The following is a 15,932-nucleotide window of genomic DNA, read 5'->3' as shown; positions in this document are numbered from 1 at the left end:
ATTCTATGGCAAGCTCGAGATAAACCTATGACTTTATTGTATAATAAAGAAAAAGTGTCTAGGAAAGGAGTGAAAGAGCTACTGTTTGGATTGCAGCTAGCTAAATGTTGAAAGAGAGAAGGAGAGCAACTCTCGTTTATTAATTGCTTTCTTGTGTTTTCCTATGATGGGGAGTAAAAATTTTAAAGCAAAAAGAAAGCGCTTTATTTTTTGTGAAATTGAAAGGTAGAAAGATGAATCAGAAGAATTTTGATAGAAAACAAAGATATGGCATTCGTAAATTTGCAGTGGGTGTAGCCTCTGTAACTATTGGTGCTGTGGTGTTTGGAGTAAATCCTGTATTGGCAAATGAACAAGGAAACTCAACTGTAACCGCAGCTGAAAATAATAATCAAGGATTATCAGAATTACCAAAAGAAGTTTCTTCAGGAAGTCTTGATCATTTAGATAGTGAACTAGCTGGAAAACTGGCTACAGCGAAAGACAATGGTGTGGAAGTTGATCAGGATAAGTTAAAGAAAAATGAGACTACTGAAGCAGAAACGACAACTCCAACAAATAAACCTGCAGCTGAAAATACACCAGCTCCTGCTGATAAACCAGAAACAGCTTCTGCAACTACAGAAGCAAGTAACAAGGACCAAGATAAAGAAGAAGAGGGTGTGATTCCTCGAGACTACTATGCTAGAGATATCGCAAACGCAACTCCAGTAGTGGAAAAAGAAGATGTTGAAACAAATTCGAAGAATGGTCAGCGTGTAGATTTATCTAGTGAATTAAATGCATTGAAGAAACTTCAAAATGCGACCATTCATATGGAATTCAAGCCAGATGCCAAAACTCCAGATTTTTATAATCTATTCTCAGTGTCTAGTGATAAGAAAAAAGATGAGTACTTCACCATGGCTGTTCTCAATAATACAGCCTTAATTGAGGGACGTGATGCTAATGGAACACAATTTTATGATAAATATACAGATGCTCCATTGAAAATTAAGCCTGGGCAGTGGAATTCAGTTACCTTTACTGTAGAAAGACCGAATGCAGAAAATCCAGAAGGAAAAGTTAGACTTTATGTAAACGGTGTTTTATCGCGTACTAGCTTGAAGTCTGGTAAATTTATCAAGGATATGCCAGATATTACACATGCTCAAATTGGTGCAACAAATCGGGCAGGAAATTCAGTTTGGGGAGCAAATCTACAGGTTCGTAATTTAAGTGTCTATGACCGAGTACTGACTCCTGATGAAGTTCAAAAACGGAGTCAATTATTTGAAAGATCTGATTTGGAGCAAAAGCTACCAGAGGGGGCTAAAGTTACCGATAAATTAGATGTTTTTGAAGGAGGAAGTAACCGTAAACCAAATAAAGATGGTATTACAAGTTACCGAATTCCAGCCCTTCTGAAAACTGATAAAGGAACTTTGATTGCTGGTGCTGACGAACGCCGCTTACACCACTATGACTGGGGTGACATCGGCATGGTTGCCAGACGAAGTGAGGATAAGGGGAAAACATGGAGCGACCGAGTAACTATTACAAATTTACGAGACAATCCAAAAGCTTCTAATCCATCAATCGGTTCACCAGTGAATATCGATATGGTTTTGGTTCAAGATCCTGCAACAAAACGAATTTTTTCGATCTATGATATGTTCCCAGAAGGGCAAGGAATCTTTGGAATGGCTGCTCAAAGAGAAGCAGCCTATAAACAAATCGATGGAAAAACTTACCAAATCCTCTACAAAGAAGGCGAAGAAGGTTCTTACACAATTCGTGAAAATGGTACAGTGTATACACCAGATGGCAAAGCAACAGATTACCGTGTTGTTATAAATCCAGTGAAACCAGCTTATAGCGATAAAGGAGATTTGTATCAAGGGGAGCAACTATTAGGTAATATTTATTTCACAAGTAATAAAACGTCTCCATTTAGAGTTGCTAAGGATTCTTATCTATGGATGTCTTACAGTGATGACGACGGTAAGACTTGGTCAGCACCTCAAGATATTACCCCAATGGTAAAATCCGATTGGATGAAATTCTTAGGGGTTGGGCCTGGAACAGGAATTACTCTTCATACTGGACCTCATAAAGGTCGAATCATTGTACCAGTTTATACAACAAATCAGACCAACCACTTAAACGGTTCTCAATCATCTCGAATCATCTACTCAGATGACCATGGTAAGACTTGGCATATGGGTGATGCAGTGAATGATAATCGTCCTGTAGGAAATGAAATTATTCATTCTTCAACAATGAAGAATGATGGTGCTCAAAATACTGAATCTTCCGTTGTACAATTAAATAATGGTGATGTGAAACTCTTCATGCGTGGCTTGACAGGAAATCTACAGGTTGCTACTAGTAAAGATGGTGGAGTTACTTGGGAGAAGGAAATCAAACATTATCCAGAAGTAAAAGATGCCTATGTTCAAATGTCAGCTATTCAAACGATGCATGATGGGAAAGAATACATTCTTCTTAGCAATGCTGCTGGGCCAGGCCGTGAACGTAAAAATGGTTTAGTCCATTTGGCACGAGTTGAAGAGAATGGAGAATTGACTTGGCTTAAGCATAATCTTATTCAAAGTGGTAAGTTTGCCTACAATTCTATTCAAGATCTCGGAAATGGCGAATATGGTTTGCTTTATGAGCATGCAGATAACAACCAAAACGAATATACCTTGTCTTATAAGAAATTCAATTGGGATTTCTTAAGTAAGGATATGGTTTCTCCAACCGAGGCAAAAGTTACACATGCAGTTCATATGGGGCAAGGCATTATTGCTATGGAATTTGATTCAGAAGTATTGGTCAATCAAGCACCAACATTACAGCTTGCAAATGGCAAGACAGCTACCTTTATGACGCAGTATGATACAAAGACTCTGTTGTTTACAGTAGATCCTGAGGATATTGGCCAAAAAGTTACAGGCTTAGCAGAAGGCGCTATCGAAAGTATGCATAATTTGCCTGTTTCAGTAGTTGGCTCTAAGATTACTCATGGTGTAAATGGAAGTGAAGCTGCGACAAATGAGGTTCCGGAATATACTGGAGGTGCTAATTTTGTCTTGGCAGCTTCAAATGACCTTCCTGAATATAAAGGAGGTGTCAATGGCGCTGAGGCAGCAGTCCAGGAAGTGCCAGAGTACAAGGGAGAAACTAAACCAGTCTTAGCAGCTGCAAACGAACGTCTAGCTAAGAAGTTATCTTTAGGACAAGATGCTACTTATCAAGCACCAGCGACTAAACAAAATGAGCTACCAAATACTGGAAGTAAAGAAAACACAACCATTATTTCTCTAGGATTAGTAGCAGGTTTCTTATCTGTCCTGACATTAGGAAAGAAACGAAAATAAGACTAGGTCTTGAATAAAATGAATTTCGCTCATCGTTAGTGAGAAAAGAGATGGCCCATTTGAAATAGGGCTATCTCTTTTTATCATTATGCGACTATTAGTCCGTCTCGCTCCGCTAGGTGCGCGTCGAAGGTTATACCCAAAAAACTCCAAACGCGATACAATAAAGGTGTTCAAGCCAATTGTAAAGCGAAAGGAGCAAAATATGGCACAAAAGGCACATAGTTTATCGCACACAAAGTGGATGTGTTCTATCACATTGTGTTCACCCCTAAGTATAGACGAAAAGTCATTTATAATCAATATCGAAGTAGTTTAGGCGAAATATTTCATCGCTTGTGTAGTTATAAAGGAGTTGAAATTATCGAGGGTCACTTAATGCCAGACCATGTACATATGTTAGTCAGTATTCCACCAAGGATAAGTGTTTCAAGTTTCATGGGGTATTTAAAAGGTAAAAGTGCACTCATGATGTTTGATAAGCACGCCAACCTCAAGTATAAGTTTGGGAATCGGCATTTCTGGGCGGAAGGTTATTATGTGAGTACGGTTGGACTCAATGAAGCCACAATTAAGAAATATATTCAAGATTAAAGAAATTATCCAGTGGATGATTTCTTCACGAGTATGAAAATTCGAGGACGAGTAAAGCATGATATAGCACTAGATAAATTGAGTGTAAAAGAATATGAGGATCCCTTTAGGGATAGTGGTAAGTAATACTAAAGCCTCTTTAAGAGGTAAGTGACGAGTCAAGAGCAATGAGGCTTGAACAACGTGAAAGCCAGCGTCTTTAGGCGCTGGCTGGTAATTTGGGCTTATAGCCCTGGTTCAAACCACCCGTTAGACGGGTGGTCATGATTTTAGATGCTAAGCGAATTGAAAACAAGACAGAGCTGAAAGTACTTTCAGCAGGCCTGTTTGAATTAAATAACTTTTGAAACTGAAATCTATTATACTACAAAGTGTTGAAAGCGCTTCACAAATGATATATAATAAACTCATAAGAACAAAGAAAAGGAGGAAAGAGGATGCCACAGATTACTAAAGAAGCCTTGATTGAACAAATCAAAGATGGAATCATCGTTTCTTGTCAGGCCCTTCCTCACGAACCGCTTTATACAGAAGCGGGAGGAGTCATTCCCTTGCTGGTCAAAGCGGCTGAGCAAGGTGGAGCAGTTGGTATCCGAGCAAACAGTGTTCGCGATATCAAGGAAATCAAGGAGGTTACCAACCTTCCAATCATTGGGATAATTAAACGAGATTATCCACCGCAAGAACCCTTCATCACTGCTACTATGAAAGAAGTTGATGAATTAGCAGAACTGGACATAGAAGTGATTGCTCTGGATTGTACCAAGCGTGAACGCTATGATGGTTTGGAGATCCAAGAGTTCATTCGTCAGGTTAAGGAGAAATATCCTAACCAGCTCTTGATGGCTGATACAAGTACTTTCGAAGAAGGATTGGCAGCTGTTGAAGCAGGAATTGACTTTGTCGGAACAACCTTATCAGGATACACATCTTACAGTCCAAAAGTGGATGGTCCCGATTTTGAATTAATTAAAAAACTCTGTGATGCCGGTGTAGATGTCATTGCAGAAGGGAAAATTCATACACCAGAACAAGCCAAACAAATCCTTGGATATGGAGTGCGAGGCATCGTTGTAGGTGGCGCTATTACTAGACCAAAAGAGATTACAGAACGCTTCGTTGCTGGTCTTAAATAACACAATTTTAAAACAGAGGAGAGTGGTGGATGCGTCGAATGAAATGAAAACGTATACAAATGCAATCTTACTCATTATCCAATATGGATACGCTTATCAATTAGGAGAATACAAATGAAATTTAGAAAACTAGCTTGTACAGTACTTGCGGGTGCTGCGGTTCTTGGCCTTGCTGCATGTGGTAATTCTGGTGGTAGCAAAGATGCTGCTAAATCAGGTGGAGATGGCGCTAAAACAGAAATCACTTGGTGGGCATTCCCAGTCTTCACTCAAGAAAAAACTGGTGACGGTGTTGGAACATATGAAAAATCAATCATCGAAGCTTTTGAAAAAGCAAATCCAGATGTAAAAGTGAAATTGGAAACCATCGACTTCAAGTCTGGTCCTGAAAAAATCACAACAGCTATCGAAGCAGGGACAGCTCCAGACGTACTTTTTGACGCACCAGGACGTATCATCCAATACGGTAAAAACGGTAAATTGGCTGAGTTGAACGATCTCTTCACAGACGAATTTGTTAAAGATGTTAACAATGAAAACATTGTACAAGCAAGTAAAGCTGGAGACAAAGCTTACATGTATCCAATCAGTTCAGCACCATTCTATATGGCTATGAACAAGAAAATGTTGGAAGAGGCTGGAGTTGCAAACCTTGTAAAAGAAGGTTGGACAACAGATGATTTTGAAAAAGTTTTGAAAGCGCTTAAAGACAAAGGCTACACACCAGGTTCATTGTTCAGTTCTGGTCAAGGGGGAGACCAAGGAACACGTGCCTTCATCTCAAACCTTTACGGCGGTTCTGTAACAGATAAAGATGTAACAAAATATACAACTGATGATCCTAAATTCGTCAAAGGTCTTGAAAAAGCAGCTGGCTGGATTAAAGACGGTTTGTTGAACAATGGTTCACAATTTGACGGTGGAGCAGATATCCAAAACTTTGCCAACGGTCAAACATCTTACACAATCCTTTGGGCACCAGCTCAAAACGGTATCCAAGCTAAACTCTTGGAAGCAAGTAAAGTAGAAGTGGTAGAAGTACCATTCCCATCAGATTCAGGTAAACCAGCTCTTGAATACCTTGTAAACGGATTTGCAGTATTCAACAATAAAGACGACAAGAAAGTTGCAGCATCTAAGAAATTCGTTCAATTCATCGCGGATGACAAAGAATGGGGTCCAAAAGACGTTGTTCGTACAGGTGCCTTCCCAGTTCGTACTTCATTTGGCAAACTTTATGAAGACAAACGTATGGAAACAATCAGTGGTTGGACTAAATACTACTCACCATACTACAACACTATCAATGGTTTTGCTGAAATGAGAACACTTTGGTTCCCAATGTTGCAATCTGTATCAAATGGTGACGAAAAACCAGCGGATGCTTTGAAAGCCTTCACTGAAAAAGCTAACGAAACAATTAAAAAAGCTACAAAACAATAAGCACTAAATCAGATTGACTCCTCCCTTTTCCCTGTGCATAGTCTATGTAAGAAAAGGGAGGATTTTATTTGAAATGTAAGGAACTGTCACGAAATTAAAATGAAGTTCTTACATAAGCGAATCTTAAAAAATTTCATTTTGATTTTAAAACAGTTCAAGAAAATCCAAAATATTTTATTTGTGAAAGAGAGGTGCCGGCTGTGAAAGTCAATAAAATTCGTATGCGGGAAACAGTGATTTCCTACGCTTTCCTAGCACCAGTATTATTCTTCTTTGTCATCTTTGTATTGGCTCCTATGATTATGGGATTCATTACAAGTTTCTTTAACTACTCAATGACTAAATTTGAGTTTGTAGGCTTGGACAACTATGTTCGCATGTTTAAAGACCCTGTCTTTATGAAGTCTTTGATCAATACCGTGATTCTGGTTATTGGATCTGTACCAGTTGTTGTTCTATTCTCACTCTTTGTAGCATCTCAGACATATCATCAAAATGCCATTGCCAGATCCTTCTACCGTTTTGTCTTCTTCCTTCCTGTTGTAACAGGTAGTGTTGCCGTAACAGTTGTTTGGAAATGGATTTATGACCCACTATCAGGGATTTTAAACTTTGTCCTTAAGTCAAGTCACATCATCAGCCAAAACATTTCTTGGTTGGGAGATAAAAACTGGGCTTTGATGGCGATTATGATTATCCTTTTGACTACATCTGTTGGTCAGCCGATTATCCTTTATATCGCAGCGATGGGAAATATCGACAATTCATTGGTAGAAGCAGCTCGGGTTGATGGTGCGACTGAATTGCAAGTTTTCTGGAAGATTAAATGGCCTAGCCTCCTTCCAACAACACTTTACATCGCAATCATTACAACAATCAACTCATTCCAGTGTTTCGCCTTGATTCAGTTGTTGACATCTGGTGGTCCAAACTACTCAACAAGTACACTTATGTACTACCTTTACGAAAAAGCCTTCCAATTGACAGAATATGGCTATGCCAACACAATTGGTGTATTCCTAGCAGTTATGATCGCTATCGTAAGCTTTGTTCAATTTAAAGTACTTGGAAACGACGTAGAATATTAAAGAAAGGAGACAGCTATGCAATCTACACAAAAGAAACCTTTAACAGCTTTCACTGTTATTTCAACTATTATCTTGCTCTTGTTGACCGTGCTGTTCATCTTTCCGTTCTACTGGATTTTGACAGGTGCCTTCAAGTCACAACCTGATACAATCGTTATTCCACCACAGTGGTTCCCTAAAATGCCAACCATGGAAAACTTCCAACAACTTATGGTGCAAAACCCTGCCTTGCAGTGGATGTGGAACTCAGTATTTATCTCACTTGTAACTATGTTTTTGGTCTGTGCAACCTCTTCTCTAGCAGGTTATGTATTGGCTAAAAAACGTTTCTATGGTCAGCGTATTCTCTTTGCCATCTTTATCGCTGCCATGGCACTTCCAAAACAAGTTGTCCTTGTACCATTGGTACGTATCGTCAACTTCATGGGAATCCATGATACACTTTGGGCAGTTATCTTGCCTTTGATTGGATGGCCATTCGGGGTCTTCCTCATGAAACAGTTCAGTGAGAATATCCCTACAGAGTTGCTTGAGTCAGCTAAAATCGACGGTTGTGGTGAGATTCGTACTTTCTGGAGCGTAGCCTTCCCAATTGTGAAACCAGGATTTGCAGCCCTTGCAATCTTTACCTTCATCAATACATGGAACGACTACTTCATGCAGTTGGTTATGTTGACTTCACGTCAAAACTTGACCATCTCACTCGGGGTTGCAACTATGCAAGCTGAAATGGCAACCAACTATGGTTTGATCATGGCAGGTGCCGCTCTTGCAGCAGTTCCAATCGTAACAGTCTTCCTAGTCTTCCAAAAATCCTTCACTCAGGGTATTACTATGGGAGCGGTCAAAGGTTAATACTCTGCGAAAATTGAATTCAAACTACGTCAGCGTCACCTTGCCATACTTAAGTATTGCCTGCGGTTAGCTTCCTAGTTTGTTCTTCAATTTTCATTGAGTATAGGAAAATCAATCTATCAAGATACAGAAATATATTTTATAGATTTAGAGAATATAGAGTTATAAGTGTCTACAAAATGTTGGGTATTTGCTTACCTTAGATATTTTGTTAGACACTTATCAACTTAAGAATGATTTTAGTTAACTATCAGAAACGAAGGAAAGAGTATGATTTTTGACGATTTGAAAAACATCACCTTTTACAAAGGAATTCATCCCAATCTAGACAAGGCTATCGACTATCTCTACCAGCACAGTAAGGATTCTTTCGAATTAGGTAAGTATGAGATTGACGGGGACAAGGTCTTTCTAGTTGTTCAGGAAAATGTCCTCAATCAAGCTGAAAATGATCAATTTGAGCATCATAAGAACTATGCAGATTTGCATTTGCTGGTAGAAGGACATGAATATTCGAGCTACGGTTCACGTATCAAAGACGAGGCAGTAGCATTCGACGAAGCGAGTGACATTGGCTTTGTTCATTGTTATGAACACTACCCACTCTTGTTGGGTTATCACAATTTTGCAATTTTCTTCCCAGGAGAACCACACCAGCCAAATGGCTATGCAGGTATGGAACAGAAGGTTCGCAAATATCTCTTTAAAATTTTGATTGACTAAAAAATAAGGAGGAGCAAATATGGCACAAAAAGGAGTAAGCCTTATCAAGGCAGCATTTGATACAGATAACTTTCTCATGCGTTTTAGTGAGAAGGTCTTGGATATCGTGACAGCCAATCTTCTTTTTGTCGTCTCTTGTTTGCCCATCGTGACGATTGGAGTGGCTAAAATTAGCCTCTACGAGACTATGTTTGAGATTAAGAAGAGCAGACGTGTGCCTGTCTTTAGAATCTATTTAAGAGCTTTCAAGCAAAATCTGAAGCTAGGTCTTCAGTTAGGTCTGCTTGAGTTGGGCATTGTCTCATTAAGCCTTCTAGACCTCTATCTCTTCTGGGGTCAGACAGCTATGCCTTTCCAAATGGTGAAAGCTATCTGTCTAGGCGTTCTTATCTTCCTCACTATCGTGATGTTGGCTAGCTATCCCATAGCTGCACGCTATGATTTGACTTGGAAAGAAGTCTTACAAAAAGGACTTATCTTGGCAAGTTTTAACTTTCCTTGGTTCTTCCTCATGTTAGCTATTCTCTTTCTTATTGTGATGGTTCTTTATCTGTCCGCCTTCAGTTTACTTTTAGGTGGCTCAGCCTTCCTGCTTTTTGGGTTTGGACTCTTGGTCTTTATCCAGACTGGATTGATGGAGAAAATTTTCGCAAAATACCAATAGGATGATTTGTTTCTGAAACTACTTTCAATCCATAAACATTTCAAAATACATATCGAAACTAAAATCTAAGTGTACACAAGATATTGAAAGCGTTTTTTACAAGGTGTATACTAAACACGTAAAGAATAAATTCTGCTGTTAGCAGAAAAAAGAAATCTTAGGAGAAAATCTATGTCAGATTTAAAAAAATACGAAGGTGTCATTCCAGCCTTTTACGCATGTTATGATGATCAAGGAGAAGTAAGTCCAGAGCGTACGCGTGCCTTGGTTCAATACTTCATTGATAAAGGTGTTCAAGGTCTTTATGTCAATGGTTCTTCTGGTGAATGTATCTACCAAAGCGTTGAAGACCGCAAGTTAATCTTGGAAGAAGTCATGGCAGTTGCTAAAGGTAAATTGACCATCATTGCTCACGTTGCTTGCAACAATACCAAAGATAGTATGGAACTTGCTCGCCACGCAGAAAGCTTGGGTGTAGATGCCATTGCAACGATTCCACCAATTTACTTCCGCTTGCCAGAATACTCAGTTGCTAAATATTGGAACGATATCAGTTCTGCAGCTCCAAATACAGATTACGTGATTTATAACATTCCTCAATTGGCAGGGGTTGCTTTGACTCCAAGCCTTTACACAGAAATGTTGAAAAATCCACGTGTTATCGGTGTTAAGAACTCCTCTATGCCAGTTCAAGATATCCAAACCTTTGTGAGCCTTGGTGGGGAAGACCACATCGTCTTTAATGGTCCAGATGAGCAGTTCCTAGGTGGCCGCCTCATGGGAGCTAAAGCTGGTATCGGTGGTACTTATGGTGCTATGCCAGAACTCTTCTTGAAACTCAATCAGTTGATTGCGGATAAAGATTTGGAAACAGCGCGTGAATTGCAATACGCTATCAATGCAATCATTGGCAAATTGACTGCTGCACATGGAAATATGTATGGTGTGATTAAGGAAGTCTTGAAGATCAATGAAGGCTTGAATATTGGTTCTGTTCGTTCACCATTGACACCAGTGACTGAAGAAGATCGTCCAGTTGTAGAAGCAGCTGCAGCCTTGATTCGTGAAACCAAGGAGCGCTTCCTCTAATCCATAAGGAGGTATTTATGACACACTACGTTGCAATTGATATCGGTGGAACCAACATCAAATATGGTTTGATCGACCAAGAAGGCCAACTTGTTGAATCGCATGAAATGCCAACAGAGGCGCATAAGGGTGGACCTCATATCTTACAAAAAACCAAAGATATTGTAGCCAGCTATTTAGAAAAAGGCCCAGTAGCAGGTGTTGCCATTTCTTCTGCAGGAATGGTGGATCCAGATAAGGGTGAGATTTTCTATGCTGGGCCTCAGATTCCCAACTATGCAGGAACTCAGTTCAAGAAGGAAATCGAGACTAGCTTTAATATTCCTTGTGAGATTGAAAATGATGTCAACTGTGCAGGTCTTGCTGAAGCGGTATCTGGTTCAGGCAAGGGAGCGAGTGTGACACTTTGCTTGACCATTGGAACCGGTATCGGTGGTTGCTTGATTATGGATGGGAAAGTCTTCCATGGTTTTAGCAATTCAGCCTGCGAAGTCGGTTATATGCATATGCAGGATGGAGATTTCCAAGACTTGGCCTCTACGACAGCCTTGGTGGAGTATGTGGCAGCAGGTCATGGAGATCCAGTTGATCAGTGGAATGGCCGACGTATCTTTAAGGAAGCCACTGAAGGCAACAAGATTTGCATGGCTGGTATTGACCGTATGGTAGACTATCTAGGGAAAGGTTTGGCAAATATTTGCTACGTTGCCAATCCAGAAGTGGTTATTCTCGGTGGCGGTATCATGGGACAAGAGGCAATCCTCAAACCCAAGATTCGCACAGCCTTGAAGGCGGCCTTGGTACCAAGTCTAGCTGAAAAAACACGATTAGAATTTGCCCATCACCAAAATACAGCAGGTATGTTGGGAGCTTATTATCATTTCAAGACAAAACAATCCTAGTTTGGCTCAGCCAAACTAGGATTTTCTTACACGTTTTTGTCTACGATAGCCATTGAGTTTTTTATTTTCCCAATAGCTATTAAAAATCTTTTCCTTGCTTTCACGATTGAATTCTAAAAAGTAGGCATAAATCAAATCGATAAAGAAGAGCATTGGAAGTTGAGCGGATATTCGTTGGATGTAGGATGACTGGCTGTGGCTAGCAACAAGAACAGTCTCTGTATAGGCCTGACTATCTTTATTGGGAACACTTGTAAAGAGTACAGTCTTTGCCCCCATCTCCTTAGCGTCTAATAGACTATCTAAAATAGAAGGTGTTGTGCCAGAAAGGGAGAAACCAAGTACGAGACAATTTTCATCCATAATACTGGTTGTCCAAGCAAAGCCGTCTTGATCAGTCAAGGCCTCGCAGACCACACCTAGACGCATAAAGCGCAATTTCATTTCACGAGCGACAAGGCCAGAACTACCTGTTCCAAAGAAGTAGACACGATCAGCATCTTCGATTAACTGGGCGATTCGTTCAAGTTGTTTTTCGTCAATCAAGTCCTGTGTCTGCTCCCGCATGTTGCTATAACTTCTTAGGACTCGTTTTGTCAGGGGACTATGTTTGTGAGAATGGGTGTCTTGTTTCTCTGCTTGGTGCTGGTATTGGAAAATAAATTCTCGATAGCCTGTAAAGCCACACTTTTTAGCAAAACGGGTCAAAGCAGCTTGGGAGATATGTAATTTTTGAGTGACCTGCTGGGAGGAAAGGTCATCTTGGATGGTTTCAGCTTGCAAAAAATAGCGAGCGATTTCGTGCTCTAAATCTGTCATTTCTTCGAAGTGGGAATCAATGAGGGTTGCTATATCTGGTTTGTCCATAGGGAAGGCTCCTTTAAATGAGTCGTATTGGAAAAAGACTGGGTCATCGAACGTTTACATTTATTATATCATATAATCTAGAGATAAATAAAATCTTTTTTCTGGTAAAAAGGAAAAAGCTCCCTTCTTTTCCATAATTTTCTTCTCAAATTGTGGTACAATGAAGAGTAAGATTTTAAATAGAAATGAGACTGATTTGTATGAGAAAATTTGATAGCCATTCGATTCCGATTCGGCTTAATTTATTGTTTTCAATTGTTATTTTGCTCTTTATGGCCATCATTGGTCGCCTGCTTTACATGCAGGTTTTGAACAAAGATTTTTATGAGACAAAATTAGCATCGGCTAGTAAAACAAAGGTGACCACTAGCTCGGCTCGGGGTGAAATTTATGATGCCAGTGGCAAGCCTTTGGTTGAAAATACTGTGAAACAAGTTGTTTCCTTTACCCGAAACAACAAAATGACGGCTGCAGATTTGAAAGAAACAGCCAAGAAGTTGCTGGCTTATGTGGGAGTTTCTTCTCCAACATTGACTGATCGACAGTTAGCAGACTATTATCTAGCAGATCAAGATGTCTATAAGAAAGCAGTGGAAAGCTTACCACGTGAGAAACGCCTTGATTCTGATGGAAATCAATTATCTGAATCAGAGCTTTACAATAATACTGTTGAAAGTATCGATCCAAGTCAATTGACCTACTCTGATGACGAAAAGAAAGAAATTTACCTCTTTAGCCAACTTAATGCAGTTGAAAATTTTGCGACAGGGACCATTGCGACAGATTCCTTGACAGATACTCAGATTGCCTTGATAGCTTCGGCCTCTAAGAATTTACCTGGTATCAGTATTTCAACCTCGTGGGATCGAAAGGTCCTAGAGACTTCACTTTCGTCTATAGTAGGAAGTGTATCCAGTGAAAAAGCCGGTCTTCCAGCTGAAGAAGCAGATGCTTATATCAAAAAGGGTTATTCTCTAAATGACCGTGTTGGGACTTCTTACCTAGAAAAACAATATGAAGAAACCTTGCAAGGAAAACGCTCGGTGAAAGAAATCCATCTAGACAAGTATGGCAATATGGAAAGTGTCGAAAATATCGAAGACGGTACCAAAGGAAACAATATTAAACTGACTATTGATTTGGCCTTCCAAGATAGCGTGGACAATCTGCTTAAGAGTTATTTCAATTCCGAACTGGGAAATGGAGGAGCCAAGTATTCAGAAGGTGTGTATGCAGTCGCCCTTAACCCAAAAACAGGTGCGGTTTTGTCTATGTCAGGGCTAAAACATGACTTGAAAACGGGAGATTTAACACCTGATTCCTTGGGAACAGTAACCAATGTCTTTGTCCCGGGTTCTGTTGTCAAGGCGGCGACCATCAGCTCTGGTTGGGAGAATGGAGTCTTATCAGGGAATCAGACCTTGACAGACCAACCGATTGTCTTCCAAGGTTCAGCTCCGATTAATTCTTGGTACACTCAGGCTTACGGTTCATTCCCGATTACAGCTGTGGAAGCCTTGGAGTATTCTTCTAATACCTACATGGTTCAAACGGCTTTGGGCATTATGGGTCAGACCTATCAACCCAATATGTTTGTTTTAACTAACAATTTAGAATCCGCTATGGGGAAACTTCGTTCGACATTTGCTGAATATGGTCTTGGAGCCTCAACAGGCATTGACCTTCCAGATGAGTCAACCGGTTTTATACCAAAAGAGTATAATTTTGCTAATTACATTACCAATGCATTTGGTCAGTTTGATAACTACACCCCAATGCAATTGGCCCAGTACGTTGGAACTATTGCCAACAACGGTGTTCGGATTGCACCTCACATTGTCGAGGGAATTTATGGAAACAACGAACAAGGTGGCTTAGGGAACTTAATCCAATCTGTTGAAACCAAGGAAATGAATAAAATTAATATTTCTGAGTCTGATGTTTCCATCCTCCAACAAGGCTTTTATCAAGTGTCACATGGTGGTAGTGCTTTGACAACCGGTCGTGCCTTTTCAAATGGTGCAGCTGTATCCATTAGTGGTAAAACAGGTACTGCCGAAAGTTATGTTGAGGGTGGTCAAAAAGCTAACAATACCAATGCTGTGGCCTATGCACCATCAGATAATCCTCAAATCGCTGTAGCTGTTGTCTTCCCTCATAACACCAACCTTACAAATGGTGTCGGACCTTCCATTGCGCGCGATATTATCAACCTCTATAACCAACATCATCCAATGAATTAGAAAGGAACATATGCTTTATCCAACACCTATTGCCAAGCTAATTGACAGTTATTCGAAGTTACCGGGTATCGGGATTAAGACGGCTACACGTCTGGCCTTCTATACTATTGGAATGTCTGATGACGATGTCAATGAATTTGCTAAAAATCTCCTTTCTGCTAAGAGAGAGCTGACCTACTGTTCCATCTGCGGTCGCCTGACTGATGACGATCCTTGCTCTATCTGTACCGATCCGACTCGTGACCAGACAACGATTTTAGTTCTCGAAGATAGTCGCGATGTGGCAGCCATGGAGAATATCCAAGAATACCATGGACTCTATCATGTCTTACATGGACTCATTTCTCCCATGAATGGTATCAGTCCAGATGATATCAATCTCAAGAGCCTTATGACTCGTCTTATGGACAGTGAAGTTTCAGAAGTGATTGTGGCGACCAATGCTACAGCAGATGGTGAAGCGACATCCATGTATCTTTCACGCTTGCTCAAGCCAGCTGGTATCAAGGTTACGCGTCTAGCACGAGGTCTAGCTGTGGGAGCGGACATTGAGTATGCGGATGAAGTTACACTCTTACGAGCCATTGAAAATCGAACAGAGTTGTAGGAGTCAGTAAAAACTTAGCTCATTTTGACGTATAAGACAAGAGTCTGGGACAATAGTCTCTTGTCTTCAAAAAAAGCAACGGATTTGCCGTTGCTTTTTTGCATGGTTACGATAGTCTTGGTAAAATAGAATTGCACAATAAACCATTTAGAAAGGCTATCCCATGCATATTCACTATAACACAAATCAAACAACTTTACCACTAGAAATCAGTTCTTTCTTACCATAAGACCATCTCGTCTTTACTATTGAAAAAGTGGTGAATACCTTGGAGGATTGTCACTTCCACGCCTTCTATCATACCTTTGCTCGTCCGTCTTATCACCCTAAAATGCTTTTATCTGCTCTTCTATTTG

General features: G+C 40.1%; 13 protein-coding genes and 2 pseudogenes. 13 read left to right on the top strand and 2 right to left on the bottom strand.

The window, feature by feature from the left end; translation table 11 throughout:
* Nucleotides 1-233: 233 nt before the first annotated feature.
* The 10 genes and pseudogenes from QM409_RS04135 to QM409_RS04090 all read left to right on the top strand — a co-directional run bounded on the left by QM409_RS04135 (nt 234) and on the right by QM409_RS04090 (nt 11,859).
* Nucleotides 234-3,365: an SIALI-17 repeat-containing surface protein gene (locus tag QM409_RS04135; RefSeq protein WP_414305177.1), complete on the top strand. Its 3,132-nt coding sequence runs from the start codon at nt 234-236 to the stop codon at nt 3,363-3,365.
* Between the two features lie 205 nt (nt 3,366-3,570).
* Nucleotides 3,571-4,085 (top strand): annotated as a pseudogene (gene tnpA, locus QM409_RS04130) (IS200/IS605 family transposase).
* 311 nt (nt 4,086-4,396) lie between these two features.
* Nucleotides 4,397-5,095: an N-acetylmannosamine-6-phosphate 2-epimerase gene (locus QM409_RS04125; RefSeq protein WP_033676556.1), complete on the top strand. Its 699-nt coding sequence runs from the start codon at nt 4,397-4,399 to the stop codon at nt 5,093-5,095.
* Nucleotides 5,096-5,209: 114 nt separating this feature from the next.
* On the top strand, nt 5,210-6,538 hold the full coding sequence (locus tag QM409_RS04120) for an ABC transporter substrate-binding protein (protein WP_045611137.1): 1,329 nt from the start codon (nt 5,210-5,212) through the stop codon (nt 6,536-6,538).
* 221 nt (nt 6,539-6,759) lie between these two features.
* The gene (locus QM409_RS04115; RefSeq protein WP_153198773.1) at nt 6,760-7,626 is read left to right on the top strand and encodes a carbohydrate ABC transporter permease; all 867 of its coding nucleotides are present in this window, start codon (nt 6,760-6,762) and stop codon (nt 7,624-7,626) included.
* Between the two features lie 15 nt (nt 7,627-7,641).
* Nucleotides 7,642-8,481 carry a carbohydrate ABC transporter permease gene (locus QM409_RS04110; RefSeq protein ID WP_001192120.1) on the top strand — a complete coding sequence of 280 codons (840 nt, stop codon included), beginning with the start codon at nt 7,642-7,644 and terminating at the stop codon, nt 8,479-8,481.
* Between the two features lie 270 nt (nt 8,482-8,751).
* A complete protein-coding gene (locus tag QM409_RS04105) occupies nt 8,752-9,204 on the top strand; it encodes a YhcH/YjgK/YiaL family protein (RefSeq protein ID WP_414305178.1) in 453 nt (150 codons plus the stop codon).
* Nucleotides 9,205-9,223: 19 nt separating this feature from the next.
* Nucleotides 9,224-9,868: a YesL family protein gene (locus QM409_RS04100; RefSeq protein WP_049546538.1), complete on the top strand. Its 645-nt coding sequence runs from the start codon at nt 9,224-9,226 to the stop codon at nt 9,866-9,868.
* A 171-nt stretch (nt 9,869-10,039) separates the two neighbouring features.
* Nucleotides 10,040-10,957 carry a dihydrodipicolinate synthase family protein gene (locus tag QM409_RS04095; protein ID WP_001281495.1) on the top strand — a complete coding sequence of 306 codons (918 nt, stop codon included), beginning with the start codon at nt 10,040-10,042 and terminating at the stop codon, nt 10,955-10,957.
* Between the two features lie 17 nt (nt 10,958-10,974).
* Nucleotides 10,975-11,859: an ROK family protein gene (locus tag QM409_RS04090; RefSeq protein ID WP_414305179.1), complete on the top strand. Its 885-nt coding sequence runs from the start codon at nt 10,975-10,977 to the stop codon at nt 11,857-11,859.
* 15 nt (nt 11,860-11,874) lie between these two features.
* On the opposite strand, the gene QM409_RS04085 is transcribed toward QM409_RS04090, so the two are convergent.
* The gene (locus QM409_RS04085) at nt 11,875-12,726 is read right to left on the bottom strand and encodes a MurR/RpiR family transcriptional regulator (protein ID WP_414305180.1); all 852 of its coding nucleotides are present in this window, start codon (nt 12,724-12,726) and stop codon (nt 11,875-11,877) included.
* Between the two features lie 185 nt (nt 12,727-12,911).
* Between QM409_RS04085 and pbp2b the strand changes: the two genes are divergently transcribed.
* On the top strand, nt 12,912-14,969 hold the full coding sequence (gene pbp2b, locus QM409_RS04080) for a penicillin-binding protein PBP2B (protein WP_414305181.1): 2,058 nt from the start codon (nt 12,912-12,914) through the stop codon (nt 14,967-14,969).
* A 10-nt stretch (nt 14,970-14,979) separates the two neighbouring features.
* Nucleotides 14,980-15,576, top strand: coding sequence for a recombination mediator RecR (gene recR / locus QM409_RS04075; protein WP_000966754.1), 597 nt, complete (start codon nt 14,980-14,982; stop codon nt 15,574-15,576).
* 14 nt (nt 15,577-15,590) lie between these two features.
* On the opposite strand, the gene QM409_RS04070 is transcribed toward recR, so the two are convergent.
* A complete protein-coding gene (locus QM409_RS04070; protein ID WP_414305182.1) occupies nt 15,591-15,779 on the bottom strand; it encodes a hypothetical protein in 189 nt (62 codons plus the stop codon).
* Here QM409_RS04070 and QM409_RS10805 point away from each other — a divergent pair.
* Nucleotides 15,740-15,932 (top strand): annotated as a pseudogene (locus QM409_RS10805) (IS1182 family transposase); the annotation flags it as partial. The gene QM409_RS04070 and the pseudogene QM409_RS10805 sit on opposite strands and share 40 nt — an antisense overlap.

The sequence above is a fragment of the Streptococcus mitis genome (assembly GCF_047465045.1).
GTDB classification, from domain to species: domain Bacteria; phylum Bacillota; class Bacilli; order Lactobacillales; family Streptococcaceae; genus Streptococcus; species Streptococcus mitis_DT.
The sequence above is the reverse complement of the archived record's forward strand: the minus strand, read 5'-3'. Positions and strand labels throughout refer to the sequence as shown.